Source organism: Actinoplanes sp. NPDC049598, assembly GCF_040675435.1.
Classification (GTDB): Bacteria; Actinomycetota; Actinomycetes; order Mycobacteriales; family Micromonosporaceae; genus Actinoplanes.
The window spans coordinates 26,096-41,449 of sequence record NZ_JBFAOX010000036.1; the positions used below are offsets into that span (position 1 = coordinate 26,096).

The window sequence follows — 15,354 nt, forward strand, 5'->3', positions numbered from 1 at the left end:
CGGGCGGCAGCTCGGGCGAGCGGGCAGGCCCGGCCGAGCGGCGGCGCCGGCGAGACACAGGCCAACCCGGCGGCGCTGCGGGTTCCCGCGCGGAGTCGGTTCGGGTGGGCGGGTTGGTAAAGCCGGGATGGCGGATGGTGCGGGATGTGTGACGACGGGCTCGGAGGTCGTTGGGCGGGCCTGGGGCCGGTAGCCTGACAGGTCCGACCTGCTAGCAAGGCGGTCCTGGTTCGGGAGCGATGGTGCTGCGCGAAGAATTGGCCGCGGGCGCGCCGAACGGTGTGATCGGTGATCCCGCGCGGCTGCGGGCGGTTTCGCGGCTGGGGCTGGGCTCGGGGGCCGATCCGGCGTTCGATCGGATCGCGGCCATCGTCGAGCGGCTGATCGACGCGCCGGTGGCGCTGGTGACGGTGCTGACCGGGGATCGGCAGCGGCTGCCGGGGCAGGTCGGGCTGCCGGAGCCGTTCGCCGCGCGGCGGGAGATGGGGCTCGGGCATTCGTTCAGCCGGCATGTGGTCGAGGCCGGGGAGCCGATCATCGTGCCGGATGTTCGGCGCGATGACCGCATGCGGGGCAATCTGTCCATTCGCGACCTGGGGGCGATCGCCTACGCGGGGGTGCCGCTCACCGATTCGGGCGGGCTGGTGCTGGGCACGCTCGCCGTGATGGACCGGGAGCCGCGCCAGTGGACGGCCAGCGAGGTCGCCCTGCTGACCGAGCTGGGCGAGGTCTGCTCGTCGGAGCTGCGCCTGCGGATCGAGCGGGAGATCGCCGACGAGGCCCGCCGGCACGCCGAGTCGGCCCACGACCAGCTCATTCTGCTCGGCGAGCTGACCGCGGCGCTGGCCGCGACGATGGACATCGACGCCGCGCTGACGGAGCTCGGCCATCTGGTCGCCGGGCGCCTGGCCGACTGGTGTTTCATCACGCTCACCGACCCGGCCGGCGCCGTCCGGCACGTTTCCGCGGCCCACCACGATCCGCCCCGCGCCGAGCAGGCCGCCCGTCTGACCGGCCTGGCCCGCCGGACCGACCTGAGGTCGCTGCTCCGTTCGGCGCACGTGAAGGGCCGGCGCCACGACACCGGGGCCGGGCTGCTGAGCCGGCACGTCCCGGAGCTGGCCGAGGCCGCCGCCGCGCTGGGTGCCGCGTTCGTGCTGGTCGTGCCGATCACCGCGCCGGTCACCAACCGAGTCCTCGGCCTGGTCCTGCTGGGCAACGGCCGGGTCGCCTTCACCGCGCCCGAGGAGCAGACCGCGGCCGAGGTGGGCCGCCGGGCCGGCATGGCCGTCGACAACAGCCGTCTCTACGGTCGTCAGCGGCACATGGCCGAGGTTCTCCAGCAGAGCATGCTGACCGATCTGCCCCATGTGGAGGGTGTAGAGCTACATGGCCGTTATCTCCCGGCTCAGGCCGGGGCCGCGGTCGGCGGCGACTGGTATGACGCTTTCTCTCAGCCCGACGGCAGTCTGATGCTGGCGGTCGGTGACGTCTCGGGCCACGACATCGAGGCCGCCGCGACCATGGGGCAGGTCCGCAATCTGGTGCGCGGCGACGCGTACGGCCGGGAAGATGCTCCTGGTCCTTTACTGGCCCAACTGGACCGCGCGCTGCACGGCCTGCACGTCCCGGCCGCCGCGACCGCCGTCCTGGCCCGCCTGCGCCGCGACGGCGGCGACTACGTGGTGTCGTTCGCCAACGCCGGCCACCCCCCGCCGATCCTGCTGCGGCCCGACGGCGAGGTGGAGATCTGGTGGGAGACGCCCGAGCCTCTACTGGGCCTGCTCCCCCGCGACCAGCGGACCACCCATCGCCGCCGCGTCCCGGCCGGCTCCACGCTGCTGCTTTACACCGACGGCCTGGTCGAGGATCCCGCTCATCTCATCGACGAGGGCATCGCCCGCCTCCGCGCGGTCCTGCAGGGCGCCCCCACGGCCCCCGCCGACGAGCTCTGCACCAACCTCATCAAGACCGCCTCGCGCCGCGACGACGACATCGCGCTCCTACTGGCCCGACTTCGCTAAGACCCAAGACCCGGAGGTACGGATCCTCGGCCCGCACCCGCTTCGAAGGCCCGGCGCCGTCGTGGTCACCCTCCCTGCCGCGGCTGCCGGGTTGTCCTGCAACGTCCCAACGAAAGCCCCCGGCCCACCGAAGCGTGACAAAAGCACATACGGTGGCCTTCATGGACCTTCACAAGTTGCAGGAGCGGGCCCTGGCCGTCGCCGACCTCTACGACGAGAACCACCGCGCGTCCGGGCGGCCGCCGTGGGGCCCCGAGCAGTTCATGGCCGGCTTCGTCGGTGACGTGGGCGACCTGTCCAAGCTGGTGCTGGCCGCCGAGGGCCGGCTGGACCGGGGCGACGTCCGCGACAAGCTGGGCCACGAGCTGGCCGACTGCTTGTGGTCCGTGCTGGTGCTGGCCAAGCACTACGACATCGACCTGGTCACCGAGTTCGGCCGGATGACCGACGGCATCGAGGAGCACCTGGAGTCACTCCGGGCGTAGGTCTTCCAGGGCTCTTTCCAGATTGCGGCAGACGCGTTCGAAGTCGCCCTTGTCGGTTGTCGAGTAGAGCTCGACCGGCCGGTCGTGAAAATCGGCTCGGAGCGTGTAGACCGGGTTGGCCATCCGCAGCACGAACACGCTCGCGACGAGGACCGCGAACGCCACCGGCAATCCCCAGATGTTGCCGAGGGCGAGCGCCAGCGCGATCCCGGCCAGCACCACCGCGACCGCGGCCGCCAGCATCGCCACGAACCAGGGGCCGCGGCGGCGCACCCGCATGATGTTACGAAGGTCGTTCAGGTCGTACGCCGAGCCATCCGGAGAGTGCGTCACGAAGTGACTTTCCGTCACCGTGCCCGCCGGTCCGCGATAGTAGACCGTCATAAATCCACCGAGCCCGACACCGTTGTGGACCACACGGCGTCACCTTATCGACGCCACTCCATGATCGACACCGCCTGACGGGTGCGTGTTACGCGGATGTTACGGCTGCCTCCGGCGGCACGACCTCCGATGGCAGCGCGGCGGCCGGCGGCCCGCCATGTGTCCATGGGGTGTCGGCCGGGTCGGGGAAAGCCGCCCCCGGCCGGTAGGCCTCGCTCAAGGTGGTCAGCAACAACCGTTCGCCGACCGCGGGGACGCTGCCGGGCTCGGCCACGAGCTTGCGCCCCATCCCGCCGGAGAGCTCGAGCAGCACCTCGCACCCGTCGGCGGTCGGCGTCACCGAGATGACTTTCGCCTTCTGCGACGGCCGGGCCGGCGACGTGAGAGTGGCCCCCGCTTCGACGCGTACCGGCTCCGTGGTGGCCACCATGATGCGCGGGCGCAGGACCGGCCGCTTGCCGCTGTCGTCGATCCGGTCGGCCTTGGCCAGCGTGACCACCCCGCCGAAGGCGGCCCCGTTGAGCCGGTACTCGGCCATGACGAGCGGATCGTCGAACGCCTTCTGCACCGCGTACCGGGCCGCCGCGTTCTCCAGCCGCTGCAGCCGGGCCGCGGCCGACACCGCCCCGTCGCGGCGCGGCTGCGGGGCGCCGTCCTCGGCCAGGTGCTCGACGAACGCCGAGTAGGTGTCCCGGTCGCTGTCCCACCGGGAGGCGACCCGGCTGCCGGCCGGCAGCGCCTGCAACAGTCGCAGCGAGCCCCACATCCGCTCCCACGTCGGCCGCAGCAGTTCCTCGAGCACCCCCGGCAGATCCGGCGAGGAGTCGGCGATCAGCGGAGCCAGGATCTTGTTGTCGAACTCGGGGTCGGTCGCGGGCCCGGCCACCGGCCCGTTCTCGGCTTCGCGGGCCGCCGCCGCGCCCGCCGTGATCCAGGCGTACAGCGAGCCGAGCTGGGCGTCCTCGGCCGCGCTCTGCCCGGTCGCCCAGTGCATGCCGAGCGCCTGCACCGCGTTGGCCAGCAGCGCCGACCCGGGCATCTCGGCCGAGGCGGCGAGGAAGGTCAGCCACTGCCCGAGCAGCGGGACCGCCGGCGGCACCGGGTGCTCGCCGTCCGTACGGCGGAAGCGGGTCGACCGCCCGAGCAGGCGCAGAAAGTCCACGCCCCCGGGGTTGGGCACCCAGACCTGGGGCGCGTCGACGTAGCGGTACCGCACGTCGCGGCCCCGATCGACCGCCACCGCCTCGGTCTCGGTGGCGAAGGACTCGAGGTACGGCAGGAGCTGCTCGGCCAGGGCGGCCGTGAACGCGAACCGCTCGTCCCGGTTGCGCGGCTGCGCCACGAACAGCAGGCGCGGCGCGGCCGCCGAGGTGCCGATCATCGCCGCCAGCGGGGCGTTGGCCTCACCCGCCATCGCGAGCGGGATCAGCACCAGCGGATCGTCGTGCACATGCAGGTGGCGCACGGTGGCGATGGGTTGCGCCTTGCCGGCCGCGTAGGCCTGCGCCCGGGCCAGCGCGACAAGTGTGCTCACGAAAGGGCTTCGTTCCGCAGTCGTGCCGCCGCGGCCAGCAGGGCCGCCGCCTCGGTCTGCTCGACAGCGGGCACGACCGTCCCGGCGGCCAGCCCGAGGGCCTCGTCGACCGTGGCCACCCCGCCGAGGGCGTCGCGCACCGGCCGGCCCAGCGCGGCCGTCGACCCGGTCGCCTCGTGCCGGCAGTAGACCGACAGCTCGCAGGTCGACAAGCATTCCGGCGCGTACCGGGCGTCCACCGCGGCCAGCGACTGGAGCAGGGCCGGCACGGGCTGGGCCACGTCGAAGGTCACTCCCGCGGGCAGCGCGTCGATCAGCGACGACACCGACGACAGCCGGGAGAGCTGCCGCTTGAGCGTCGACAGCTGCTTGCGTACGTCCAGCACGACAGCCACCGGCTGGAGCGAGAAGTTCTCGGGGCAGACCAGGACCACCTCGTGGCTGACCCGGTCGTCGCCGAGCAGCCGGCGCAGCGCGAGCACGTAGACCGCGGCCTGGACGGCGGCCGAGGAGACGGCCGCGCTGTCGGCCTGCCCGTCCACGATCGCGAAGGACTTGATCTCGACGACCTGCAGGACGTCGCCGCGCTGGGCCGCGATCAGGTCGGGCTCCAGGAAGACGGTCTGCCCGGCCACCGAAAGAGTGAGCAGCGGATGGTCGAGCAGCCCGGCCTCGCCGGTCGCCAGCACGTCCCTCGTCCGGGTGTGCCGCGCGGTCAGCGTGTCGTCGCTGTCCTCGCCGAGATCCTCGTAAGCGCCCGCGCCGAGGGAGAGGACCTCCCGCAGCAGCGCGCAGTCGTCGGCCTTGAGCATCGCCTCGAACGCGTTGCCCCGGGCCAGCGCGAACCGCGACTGCCCGAAGCGGCCGGGGAAGCCGATCGTCTCGGCCAGCCGGGGCTTGTCGACCCCGGCCGCGTCGAGCACGGCCCGCCGGGTGCACCCGGGGTTGCCGGTCAGGGCGGCGATCGTACGGGCGTTGTGCCTCTTCCGCGGCCCGGAGCCACGCAGCTCGTCAACCCGGCTCACTAGTGTCCTCTCGCCAGGGGCAGATCTTCGTACACCACGTGGGCGATCTGCCGACAGATCGCCCACTTTCACTCCCAGTAGCGATAAACATCTGCGTATCGGACGACCGGCCTGGTCCGCGCTACGTTCGGACTATGCCTAAGGCCATCTGGAACGACGAAGTTATCGCCGAGAGCGACGACACCGTGGTTGTCGAGGGACATCACTACTTCCCGCGCACCTCGCTGCGCGAGGACGTGCTGACGCCCTCCGACACCCACACCGTCTGCCCTTGGAAGGGCAAGGCGTCCTATTACACGCTGAGCGCCAACGGGCACACCACCCCCGACGCGGTCTTCTTCTACCCGGAGCCCAAGCCCGACGCCAAGGCCGTGCGCGACCGCGTCGCCTTCTGGAAGGACGTCCGGGTCGAGGCCTGATCTTTCACCGGGGGCCCGCTCACGCTATGCGCGGGTGGGCCTCCTCGATCGTGGCCACCTCGAGATAATCCAGCATGTCCCGCTGCTCGGCCGGGTCGAGCGCGCCGAAGGCCTGGTAGGCCTCGTCCCGCGAGTGCTCGGTCTCGCCCGCGAGCAGCGCGATGATCCCCGACCAGGCCAGCGAGACCCGGTCGAAGAGCCGGGCCCGCCGCAGCGAGGTGAGCCGGCTGAGCATCGCGACCTTGGTCGCCGCGTCGTCGTCGAGCGCGATCCGGTCGCAGAGCTCGAACAGCGCCTTGCCGCGGTACGGATGTTCGGACTCGACCATCCGGGCCAGCTCGGCGTTGGTCATCCGGTCGACGGCCGGCGCCGGGCCGCGCTGCGGGAGCCGGGGCTTGTCAGCGGGCACGGCTGTCACGCCCGCTCTCGAACCCGTTGCCGGGCGCCTGGTGCGGCAGTGACGGCTTGTTCGCGAACGTGGGGAAGGGCGGCGCCGCGGGCATCACCGGCGCCGGCGGCTCTTGCTCTTCGGTCGAGAAGTCCTGCGTGTAGCTGTCCAACAGTGCCTTACCGTCCTCGGTCTCCACGCCAACCGTCTCCTCGACCGTGGCGGTCACCCGTTCCGCGAGCGCGGCCTGCGCCTGGCGCATGGTCCGCAGGATCTCCGTCGAGAGCGCCGCGCCACTGAGCTGCCGCACCCGGTCGTCGAGCCGCAGACCGGTCAGGACGCCGGGACCGGCGACCGTCACCGTGACGACACCGTCGTCGTCCGTCGCGGTCGCGCTGAGCGTGGCGAGCCGCTCCGCGAGATTTCCACTCGGCACAGTTTGTCCTCCGTTGCCGACATTCGTGCTGTTGGCGTTCTATGAGATCACGGTGACGCAACGTCGCGCCGCACACCCCTACCCCGCCTGTCCTGCGGTCACTCGACCTGACGACCACCGTAACGTGCACGCAACATATCGACCGCCATTGGTCGCACCGAAGGGTTACGTGACTCTGCTCAACTCCTCCGGCGGCCCGCCGATGGAACAGCCATGGTTCGTTCCAGCAAGGCTATGGACAGGGTGCGCCGCGGTGTCGACGACGCCCTGATCTTCGCTTCGCTCCTGGCGCTCGCCTGGCCGTTCGTCTTCGAACGGCTGACCGAGGACGACGCGAGCGTGGCCGGCTGGATCCTCCCGATCGTGGGAGTGGTCCTGGTCGGCGCCGCCATCGCGCGGTTGGCCGACGCCTGGCCGCTGGTGCAGTACGCGCCGGTCGCGGCCGCCGTCGTCACGGCCGGGGTGCAGCACGGCGCGCTCGGCGGGGCCGACCACGAGCTGACCTGGTTGATCATCCTCGTGGCCGGGATCATCCTGATCCGGCAGTTCCTCGGTTCGCACACGAACGAGGGCCTGATGCGCGACCTCACCCGGCAGCGCGCCATCCTGGCCCGGCAGGCCTTCCGCGATCCGCTGACCCAGCTCGGCAACCGGGCCATGTTCATGGACCACGCCCAGGACGCGCTGGCCGACGACGACCAGACGACGACGGCGGTCGTGCTCTTCGACCTCGACGGTTTCAAGGGCGTCAACGACACGTACGGCCACGCGGCCGGCGACGAGCTGCTCAAGGTGACGGCCGAACGGCTGAACGCGAACGTGCGCGCCAACGACACCGTGTCCCGCCTCGGCGGCGACGAGTTCGTGGTGCTGCTCCCCCGGCTGATCGACGACGGCATCGCCGACACGGTGGCCGGGCGCATCCTGCGCGACCTGGAGCAGCCGCTGGCCATCGGCGAGGTGGTGCTGACCATCCGGGCCAGCGCCGGCATCGCCATCACCAAGGGCGGCGAGCACGACGTCGACACCCTGCTGCGCGAGGCCGACGAGGCCCTCTATCAGGCGAAGGAGGATGGCAAGGGCGTCGTACGCCGCTTCGACCCGGCCCGGTTCGCCGAGATGGAGCAGCGCCGCCGGGACGAGGCCGACCTGCGCCGGGCGTTCCTGGAGGGCCAGTTCGAGGTCTTCTACCAGCCCATCGTCGACCTGGACGGCGAGCACACGGTCGGCGTCGAGGCGCTCATCCGCTGGCAGCACCCGAACCGCGGCCTGCTGCCGCCGGCCGCCTTCCTCGAGCTGGCCGAGACGATCGGCATGATGCCCAAGCTGGGCCTGTGGATCCTGCGCGAGGCCTGCCTGCGCGCGGTCGAGTGGCAGCGCGAGAACCCCGGCTTCGAGCTGAACGTCAACCTGTCGGCCTCGCAGCTGGCCAACCCGGAGCTGACCGACGAGATCCGGGCGGTCATCGAGGACACCGGCATCCCGTCCGGGCTGCTCGTGCTGGAGCTGACCGAGACGGTGGCGCTGACCGACCTCAAGGAGTCGGCCCGCGTGCTGGCCTCGCTCAAGACGCTGGGCGTGCGGATCGCGCTGGACGACTTCGGCACCGGCTTCTCCTCGCTGAGCCACCTGGGCGCCCTGCCGGTGGACGTGGTGAAGATCGACAAGTCGTTCGTGCAGGCGATGCACGACACTTCGACCGGCGCTTCGGTGGCCGAGGCGGTGCTGCAGATCGCCCGCACCTTCAACCTGTCCCCGGTGGCCGAGGGCGTCGAGGACCGGGAGCAGGCCGACCGCCTGCGCGAGCTGGACTGCGTGCACGCGCAGGGCTACCACTTCGCCCGCCCGATGCCGGCCGGCGAGCTGACCGGCCTGCTGTCCAAGCAGTCGGCCGCGGCCCGGCCGTGACCAAGCTCAGGCCTTGACCAAGCTCAGGCCTTGACCAAGCTCAGGCCTTGACCAAAGCTCAGGCCTTGACCAAGCTCAGGCCTTGACCAAAGCTCAGGCCTTGACCAAGCTCAGGCTTTGACCGGCGCCGCGGCCAGGCCGATCCCCGGGGCGATCGGCTTGAGCCGCTTCCCGGCGAACAGCATGAGGCTGAGCAGGCTGGCCAGCACGGCCAGCGCCCCGGCCCCGTACCAGGCCCAGGTGTAGGCCCCGAGCTGGTCACGGACCAGACCGGCGGCGGTGGCGGCGGCCGCCGCGCCGAACTGGTGCGAGGCGAAGACCCAGCCGAAGACCACCGCGCCCCGATCGCCGAAGTACTCCCGGCACAGCGTCACCGTGGGCGGCACGGTGGCCACCCAGTCGAGGCCGTAGAAGAGGATGAACAGCACCATGCTCGGGTGTGCAGTCGCCGCGAACAGCGACGGCAGCACCAGCAGCGACATCCCCCGCAGGAAGTAGTACCCACCGAGCAGGATCCGGCTGTCGACCCGGTCGGTCAGCCAGCCGGACGCGATCGTGCCGACGATGTCGAACAGGCCGACCAGCGCCAGCAGGCTCGCGGCGGTGGTCTCGGCCATCCCGTGGTCGTGCGCGGCCGGGATGAAGTGGGTGCCGACGAGCCCGTTGGTGGTCGCCCCGCAGATCGCGAAACCGCCCGCGAGCAGCCAGAACGGCCGGGTCTTGGCCGCGTCCCGCAGCGCCCGGAGGGCGATCCGGGCCGCGCCCTGAGGCGCGATCGGCTTGGGCTGTTCGTACGAGCCGCCCAGCGGCCCGATGCCGAGGGCGGCCGGATGGTCGCGCAGCCGCCACCAGACCAGCGGCACCACCAGCAGCGCGGCGCCGGTCACGGTCAGCGCGGCGGTCCGCCAGCCGTGGTTCTCGGTCAGGGTGGCCAGCACCGGCAGGAAGACCAGGTTGCCGGCCGCCCCGCCGGCGGTGAGGATGCCGGTGACCAGGCCCCGGTGCTTGACGAACCAGCGGCCGGTGATGGTGGCCACGAAGCCGAGCGCCATGGCGCCGGTGCCCAGGCCGACGAGCACACCCCAGAGCAGGATCAATTGCCAGGACGTACGCATGAAGACCGTCAGCCCGGACCCCGTGGCGACCAGCACGAGAGCCGCCATGATCACGCGCCGGATGCCGAAGCGCTCCATGAGAGCGGCCGCGAACGGCGCCGTGAGCCCGTAGAGCAGCAGGTTGACCGAGACCGCGGCCGAGATCGTGCCGAGCGACCAGCCGAACTCGTCGTGCAGCGGGCGGAGCATGACGGAGGGCGTGGCCCGGAAGCCGGCCGCGCCGACCAGGGCCACGAAGGCGACGACGGCGACGAACCAGGCCGGATGAATGCGGTACTTGGACACGTACACATTCTGCGAATCCGTGACCGAAGCAACGAGTGGCCGAGAGGCCATCATGCGCAAGAATCGAGCCATGCCCCGTCCGACCACCCCGCCAGCCGCCCTTGACTCGACTGAAGGCCTTCCCGACCGCCACCGAGTCGCCGTTCTCGTCCTCGACGGACTGGTCCCCTTCGATCTAGGCACCGCCGTCCAGGTTTTCCGCGCCGCCCGCGACGCGGACCTCCGGCGGTTCTACAAAGTGCTGGTCTGCGGGCCCGGCCCGGTGCGCAGCGCGGCCGGCTTCACCATCACGCCTGATCACGATCTGTCCGTGCTGGAAACGGCCGACACGATCGTCGTCCCGGGCGTCGACGCGGGCACCACCGTGACCGACGGGACGCTGCGGGAAGATGTGCGGACGGCGTTGAGAGCCGCCGCCGAGCGTGGTGCCCGGATCGTCTCGATCTGCACGGGGGCGTCGGTGCTGGCGGCGGCCGGCCTGCTCGACGGCCGCCCGGCGGCCACCCACTGGGCCTGGGGCGAGACCGTGGCCCGGCTCTACCCCCAGGTGCGCTGGAACCTCGACGTCCTTTTCGTCGACGACGGCGACGTCCTCACCTCGGCCGGCGTCGGGGCCGGGGTCGACCTGTGCCTGCACATCGTGCGCAGCGACCACGGCGCCGAGGTGGCCAACCGGGCCGCCCGCCGCTGCGTGCTCCCACCCTGGCGCGAGGGCGGCCAGGCCCAGTACATCGAGCGGCCGGTCCCGGCCGCCACCGACACCGGCACCGCCCCGACCCGGGCCTGGACCCTCGACCGCCTGGCCGAGCCGGTCAGCCTGGAGGAGATGGCCGCCCACGCCAGCATGAGCGTGCGCACCTTCACCCGCCGCTTCCGCGAGGAGACCGGCACGAGCCCGCGGCAGTGGCTGCTGCAGCAGCGGGTCGCCCACGCTCAGGTGCTGCTTGAATCGACCGATCTGGGCGTCGAGACGGTCGCCCGCCGGGCCGGCCTGGGCAGCGCCACCGCCCTGCGGCAGCACTTCCAGCAGACGATCGGGGTGGCGCCGACCGCGTACCGGCGAACCTTCCGGCAACCGGCGCCTAACCAGGTGGCGCTCAGCTAGGTCCGCGTACGTCCGATTTTGCAGAGGCAAGCACTTGTAAGCCGATGCAAAGGACCTCATGGACCAGACCTTCCGCCCGCTGCTGGACGCGCTCAAGCAGATCGGGATCGATCCGCGCGCCGTCGACGCGGCCGCCGAGGTCGCCCAGAGCAGCGGCCGGTCCGTCCGGGCCGTCCTGATCAACGACAACGTCGTCACCGAGGAGCAGCTCACCGCCGCGGCCGCCGCGGCCTTCGGCATCAACACGGTCGACCTGGTCAGCTTCACCCCCGACCCGGCCGCCCTCAAGCGCATCCCGCTGCCGGTCGTGCTCCGGCACCGCGTGATCGGCCTGTCGATGGCCAACGGCGAGCTCGTGGTCGGCGTGACCGACCCGGGTGACGTGGTCGCCCTGGACGACGTCCGGGCCGCCACCGGCATGACCGTACGCCCGGCCGTGGTCGCCCGCAGCGAGGTCCGCCGGATCATCGAGCGGCTCCAGCGCGAGAACAGCGACCTGGGCGACATGGTCGGCGAGCAGGACGACCAGTCGGCCATGGCGGCCCAGGCGACCAGCGCCGACGACGCCCCGATCGTGCGCTACGTGAACAGCCTGATCGAGCAGGCCGTCATGAACCGCGCCTCCGACCTGCACCTGGAGCCGACCGAGGACGACATGCGGGTGCGCTATCGCATCGACGGCGTCCTGCACGAGGTCGACCTGGTGCCGCGCGGCGTGATGGCCGCCCTGACCTCACGCATCAAGATCATGTCGGGCGTCGACATCACCGAGCGGCGGGTGCCGCAGAACGGCCGCATCACGGCGCTGATCCGCGACCGCACGGTCGATCTCCGCGTCGCCACGCTGCCCACGGTCTGGGGCGAGAAGATCGTCCTGCGGGTGCTCGACACCGGCGGCATCGACCTCGACATGGACAAGCTGGGCTTCACCAAGCACAACCTCGACCGCTTCGCCGGCTCGTTCACCAAGCCGCACGGCATGGTGCTGGTGACCGGCCCGACCGGTTCCGGCAAGTCGACCACGCTTTACGCCACCCTGGGCCGGATCAGCAAGCCCGAGGTCAACGTGATCACGGTCGAGGACCCGGTCGAGTACCGCCTCCGCGGGGTCAACCAGGTCCAGGTCAACGCCAAGGCCGGTCTGACCTTCGCCGCGGTGCTGCCGGCCATTCTGCGCTCCGACCCGGACGTGGTGCTGATCGGCGAGATCCGGGACGCGGACACCGCGCAGATCGCGGTCGAGGCGTCGCTCACCGGTCACCTCGTGCTCTCGACCCTGCACACCAACGACGCGCCGGGCGCGGTCACCCGCCTGACCGAGATGGGCATCGAGCCCTTCCTGGTCGGCTCGTCGCTGGACTGCGTGCTGGCCCAGCGGCTCGCGCGGCGGCTCTGCGACTGGTGCAAGGAGGCCTACAAGCCGACCGAGGCCGAGCTGATCGGCGCCCGCTGGCCGTTCGAGGACCTGGCCATGCCCGAGGTGCTGTACGCGCCCAAGGGCTGCCGCAACTGCGCCAACACGGGCTACCGGGGCCGGATCGCCGTGCACGAGGTCATGCCGATCAGCCCGGAGATCGAGTCGCTGACGATCCGCCGCGCCTCGGCCAACGAGATCCGCGAGGTCGCGCTCTACCAGGGGATGTACGACCTGCGGGCGGACGGCCTGGCCAAGGCGTCGGGCGGGTTGACCTCGATCCGCGAGGTCTCCCGGGTGGCCGTCTAGCTTAACCGGTTTTTGAGCACTTCACCCGAATAGCCGGAAAGAGCCCCTCAACCGGCCCCGCCGAGTGCCGAATACAGATGGCGCCACCCAACGAAAAGGATGCCGCAGCAGATGTACACGACCCAGCAGGTGCCGCAGCAGGCGGCGCCCATCGAGCCGGACGCTCCCGCGCCGGGCGACCTGGCCGTGCTCAACCAGATGCTCGTCACCCTGGTCGAGTCCCGCGGCTCCGATCTGCACCTGACCGTCGGCAGCCCGCCGATGATCCGGGTCAACGGCTCGCTGCGGCCGCTGCAGGGCTACGGCAACCTGAACTCCGCCGACACCGCCCTGCTGGCCCGCGCCTCGATCACGGGCGATCAGTGGCGGGAGTTCCAGGACAAGCAGGAGCTGGACTTCGCGCACAGCATCGCCGGCGTCTCCCGCTTCCGCGGCAACCTCTACGTGCAGCGCAACTCGTGCGGGGCGGTCTTCCGGGCCATCCCGCACGAGATCAAGCCGCTCGACGAGCTCGGCATGCCGGACTCGGTCGCCCGCTTCGCCCACCTGCCCCGCGGCCTGGTGCTGGTCACCGGCCCGACCGGCTCCGGCAAGACCACCACCCTGGCCTCGATTCTCGACCTGATCAACCGCACCCGGGCCGCGCACATCATCACCATCGAGGACCCGATCGAGTTCCTGCACCCGCACAAGCGCAGCGTGGTCAACCAGCGTGAGGTCGGCTCGGACACCGAGGACTTCTCGAGCGCGCTCAAGCACGCCCTGCGGCAGGACCCGGACGTCATCCTCGTCGGCGAGCTGCGCGACCTGGAGACCACGGCCACCGCGCTGACCGCGGCCGAGACCGGCCACCTGGTGCTGGCCACCCTGCACACGCAGAGCGCGACCCAGACCATCGACCGCGTCATCGACATCTTCCCGCCGCACCAGCAGCTGCAGATCCGGGCCCAGCTGGCCGCCTCGCTGCAGGGTGTGGTGACCCAGGCCCTGGCGCCCAAGGCCGACAACAAGGGCCGCGTGGTGGTGGCCGAGATCCTGACCGCCACCCCGGCCATCCGCAGCCTGATCCGCGAGGGCAAGTCGCACCAGATCCCCTCCTTCATGCAGGCCGGCGCCGGTGACGGCATGCTCGCCTTCGACCAGCACCTGGCCGAGAAGGTGCGCGAGCAGACCGTGACCATGGCGACGGCCCTCGAGCTCTGCCACTCCCAGGAAGAGCTCAAGCGGCTCGTGGGACGGATGTGATCACATGCCGGTCACCAAGGTCTTCCGGTACAGCAGCATCGACGCTGCCGGCCATCGGGGGAAGGGCACCGTCGAGGCGCCGGACGAGGCCGCCGCCGGGCACCTGCTCCGCCAGCGCGGCGAGACGCCGCTCGAGCTGAGCGAGGCCGGCAAGGGCCTCGACCGGGAGCTCAAGATCCCGGGCCTGGGCGGCCGGGTCAAGCTCAAGGACCTGGCGGTCTTCGCACGGCAGTTCGCCACGATGACCGCGTCCGGCATGTCGCTGCTGCGGTCGCTGGCCATCCTCGAGGAGCAGACCTCGTCCGCGCCGCTCAAGAAGGCGCTGGGCGACCTGCGCTCCGAGGTCTCGGCCGGCGCATCCCTGTCCGGCTCGATGGCCAAGCACGACCGGGTCTTCCCGCGCCTGATGATCGCCATGGTCCGGGCCGGTGAGACCGGCGGCATGATCGACCAGGCTCTCGAGCAGATCGCGGAGAGCCTGGAGAAGGACACCGCGCTCCGCGGCAAGATCAAAGGCGCGATGACCTATCCGGCCATCGTGCTGTCGTTCACCTTCATCATGATCGCCGCGGTGCTGATCTTCATCGTGCCGATCTTCGAGAACATGTTCGCCAGCCTCGGCGGCGAACTGCCGGCGCCCACGCAGTTCCTGGTCACGGCCAGCCACAACATGGTGTGGATCGGGCCGCTCGTGATCATCCTGGGCGTCGCCGGCAGCATCACCTACAAGCAGCAGATGCGTACCAGCGTGGACTTCCGCCTGAAGGTCGACAAGCTCAAGGTGCGGATGCCGGTCTTCGGGCCCCTGCTGCGCAAGCTCGCGATGAGCCGCTTCTCCCGCAACCTGGGTCTGCTGCTCAACGTCGGCGTGCCGGTGATGCAGGCGCTGACCGTGGTCGGCGAGACCACCGGCAACGAGGTCATCAACGCCGCCATGAAGGACGTGCAGGACGCCGTCCGGGACGGCAACACCATGTCCTCGGCCCTGCGCAACCACCCGATCTTCCCGCCCATGGTCACCCAGATGATCGAGGTCGGCGAAGAAAGCGGTCAAATCAGTCAGATGCTCGACAAGGTTGCCGATTTCTACGACAGAGAGGTCGACAGCGCCGCCGAGTCCCTGACCGCCTCGATCGAACCGATCATGGTCCTGGTCATGGGCACGGTCGTGGGCTCGATGGTGGTCTGTCTCTACCTCCCCATGTTCACCATCGGCCAGCAGATCCAGACGAATTGACGGACCCCGCCGTCACTACCCACCCCATCGCCATGGAGGCA

General features: G+C 70.9%; 14 protein-coding genes. 8 read left to right on the forward strand and 6 right to left on the reverse strand.

Translation table 11 applies throughout. The features are described 5' to 3' along the window. Window positions 1-239 precede the first annotated feature (239 nt). Both AB0J66_RS44840 and AB0J66_RS44845 read left to right on the forward strand, forming a co-directional pair. A complete protein-coding gene (locus AB0J66_RS44840; RefSeq protein WP_364674173.1) occupies window positions 240-2,024 on the forward strand; it encodes a SpoIIE family protein phosphatase in 1,785 nt (594 codons plus the stop codon). A gap of 161 nt (window positions 2,025-2,185) precedes the next feature. Next, window positions 2,186-2,509, forward strand: a complete 324-nt coding sequence (locus AB0J66_RS44845) for a nucleotide pyrophosphohydrolase (RefSeq protein WP_364674175.1) — start codon at window positions 2,186-2,188, stop codon at window positions 2,507-2,509. Here the strand turns inward: AB0J66_RS44845 and AB0J66_RS44850 are convergent. From AB0J66_RS44850 to AB0J66_RS44860, 3 genes are all read right to left on the reverse strand, one after another. After that, window positions 2,495-2,893, reverse strand: a complete 399-nt coding sequence (locus AB0J66_RS44850; protein ID WP_364674178.1) for a DUF6232 family protein — start codon at window positions 2,891-2,893, stop codon at window positions 2,495-2,497. The genes AB0J66_RS44845 and AB0J66_RS44850 overlap by 15 nt on opposite strands. 88 nt (window positions 2,894-2,981) lie before the next feature. Beyond that, window positions 2,982-4,427: a hypothetical protein gene (locus AB0J66_RS44855; protein WP_364674181.1), complete on the reverse strand. Its 1,446-nt coding sequence runs from the start codon at window positions 4,425-4,427 to the stop codon at window positions 2,982-2,984. Continuing rightward, window positions 4,424-5,452 (reverse strand): hypothetical protein, encoded by a 1,029-nt coding sequence (locus AB0J66_RS44860; RefSeq protein WP_364674184.1) that lies wholly within the window; start codon window positions 5,450-5,452, stop codon window positions 4,424-4,426. Before AB0J66_RS44860 ends, AB0J66_RS44855 begins: the two co-directional genes overlap by 4 nt. 134 nt (window positions 5,453-5,586) lie before the next feature. On the opposite strand from AB0J66_RS44860, the gene AB0J66_RS44865 reads away from it, so the two are divergent. Then, window positions 5,587-5,871: a DUF427 domain-containing protein gene (locus AB0J66_RS44865; protein WP_364674187.1), complete on the forward strand. Its 285-nt coding sequence runs from the start codon at window positions 5,587-5,589 to the stop codon at window positions 5,869-5,871. Window positions 5,872-5,890: 19 nt separating this feature from the next. Here the strand turns inward: AB0J66_RS44865 and AB0J66_RS44870 are convergent, their stop codons facing one another. Next, window positions 5,891-6,280 (reverse strand): hypothetical protein, encoded by a 390-nt coding sequence (locus AB0J66_RS44870; protein ID WP_364674189.1) that lies wholly within the window; start codon window positions 6,278-6,280, stop codon window positions 5,891-5,893. Further along, window positions 6,270-6,695, reverse strand: coding sequence for a YbaB/EbfC family nucleoid-associated protein (locus AB0J66_RS44875; protein ID WP_364674191.1), 426 nt, complete (start codon window positions 6,693-6,695; stop codon window positions 6,270-6,272). Before AB0J66_RS44875 ends, AB0J66_RS44870 begins: the two co-directional genes overlap by 11 nt. A 213-nt stretch (window positions 6,696-6,908) precedes the next feature. Here AB0J66_RS44875 and AB0J66_RS44880 point away from each other — a divergent pair, with 213 nt between their 5' ends. Further along, window positions 6,909-8,603, forward strand: coding sequence for an EAL domain-containing protein (locus tag AB0J66_RS44880; protein ID WP_364674194.1), 1,695 nt, complete (start codon window positions 6,909-6,911; stop codon window positions 8,601-8,603). 110 nt (window positions 8,604-8,713) lie between these two features. On the opposite strand, the gene AB0J66_RS44885 is transcribed toward AB0J66_RS44880, so the two are convergent. Further along, window positions 8,714-10,003, reverse strand: a complete 1,290-nt coding sequence (locus tag AB0J66_RS44885; protein ID WP_364674196.1) for an MFS transporter — start codon at window positions 10,001-10,003, stop codon at window positions 8,714-8,716. Window positions 10,004-10,073: 70 nt separating this feature from the next. Between AB0J66_RS44885 and AB0J66_RS44890 the strand changes: the two genes are divergently transcribed. From AB0J66_RS44890 to AB0J66_RS44905, 4 genes are all read left to right on the forward strand, one after another. Continuing rightward, window positions 10,074-11,108: a helix-turn-helix domain-containing protein gene (locus AB0J66_RS44890; protein ID WP_364674199.1), complete on the forward strand. Its 1,035-nt coding sequence runs from the start codon at window positions 10,074-10,076 to the stop codon at window positions 11,106-11,108. 58 nt (window positions 11,109-11,166) lie between these two features. Beyond that, window positions 11,167-12,831: an ATPase, T2SS/T4P/T4SS family gene (locus AB0J66_RS44895; RefSeq protein ID WP_364674202.1), complete on the forward strand. Its 1,665-nt coding sequence runs from the start codon at window positions 11,167-11,169 to the stop codon at window positions 12,829-12,831. 111 nt (window positions 12,832-12,942) lie between these two features. Beyond that, window positions 12,943-14,076, forward strand: coding sequence for a type IV pilus twitching motility protein PilT (locus AB0J66_RS44900; RefSeq protein ID WP_364674204.1), 1,134 nt, complete (start codon window positions 12,943-12,945; stop codon window positions 14,074-14,076). Between the two features lie 4 nt (window positions 14,077-14,080). Continuing rightward, complete coding sequence (locus tag AB0J66_RS44905) at window positions 14,081-15,313, forward strand: type II secretion system F family protein (protein WP_364674207.1); 1,233 nt, start codon at window positions 14,081-14,083, stop codon at window positions 15,311-15,313. Window positions 15,314-15,354: the final 41 nt, after the last annotated feature.

Coding starts and splice junctions, on each gene's coding strand:
- AB0J66_RS44840 (WP_364674173.1), top strand. CDS start 240: ATGGTGCTGCGCGAAGAATTGGCCGCGGGCGCGCCGAACGGTGTGATC.
- AB0J66_RS44845 (WP_364674175.1), top strand. CDS start 2,186: ATGGACCTTCACAAGTTGCAGGAGCGGGCCCTGGCCGTCGCCGACCTC.
- AB0J66_RS44850 (WP_364674178.1), bottom strand. CDS start 2,893: ATGACGGTCTACTATCGCGGACCGGCGGGCACGGTGACGGAAAGTCAC.
- AB0J66_RS44865 (WP_364674187.1), top strand. CDS start 5,587: ATGCCTAAGGCCATCTGGAACGACGAAGTTATCGCCGAGAGCGACGAC.
- AB0J66_RS44880 (WP_364674194.1), top strand. CDS start 6,909: ATGGTTCGTTCCAGCAAGGCTATGGACAGGGTGCGCCGCGGTGTCGAC.
- AB0J66_RS44890 (WP_364674199.1), top strand. CDS start 10,074: ATGCCCCGTCCGACCACCCCGCCAGCCGCCCTTGACTCGACTGAAGGC.
- AB0J66_RS44895 (WP_364674202.1), top strand. CDS start 11,167: ATGGACCAGACCTTCCGCCCGCTGCTGGACGCGCTCAAGCAGATCGGG.
- AB0J66_RS44900 (WP_364674204.1), top strand. CDS start 12,943: ATGTACACGACCCAGCAGGTGCCGCAGCAGGCGGCGCCCATCGAGCCG.
- AB0J66_RS44905 (WP_364674207.1), top strand. CDS start 14,081: ATGCCGGTCACCAAGGTCTTCCGGTACAGCAGCATCGACGCTGCCGGC.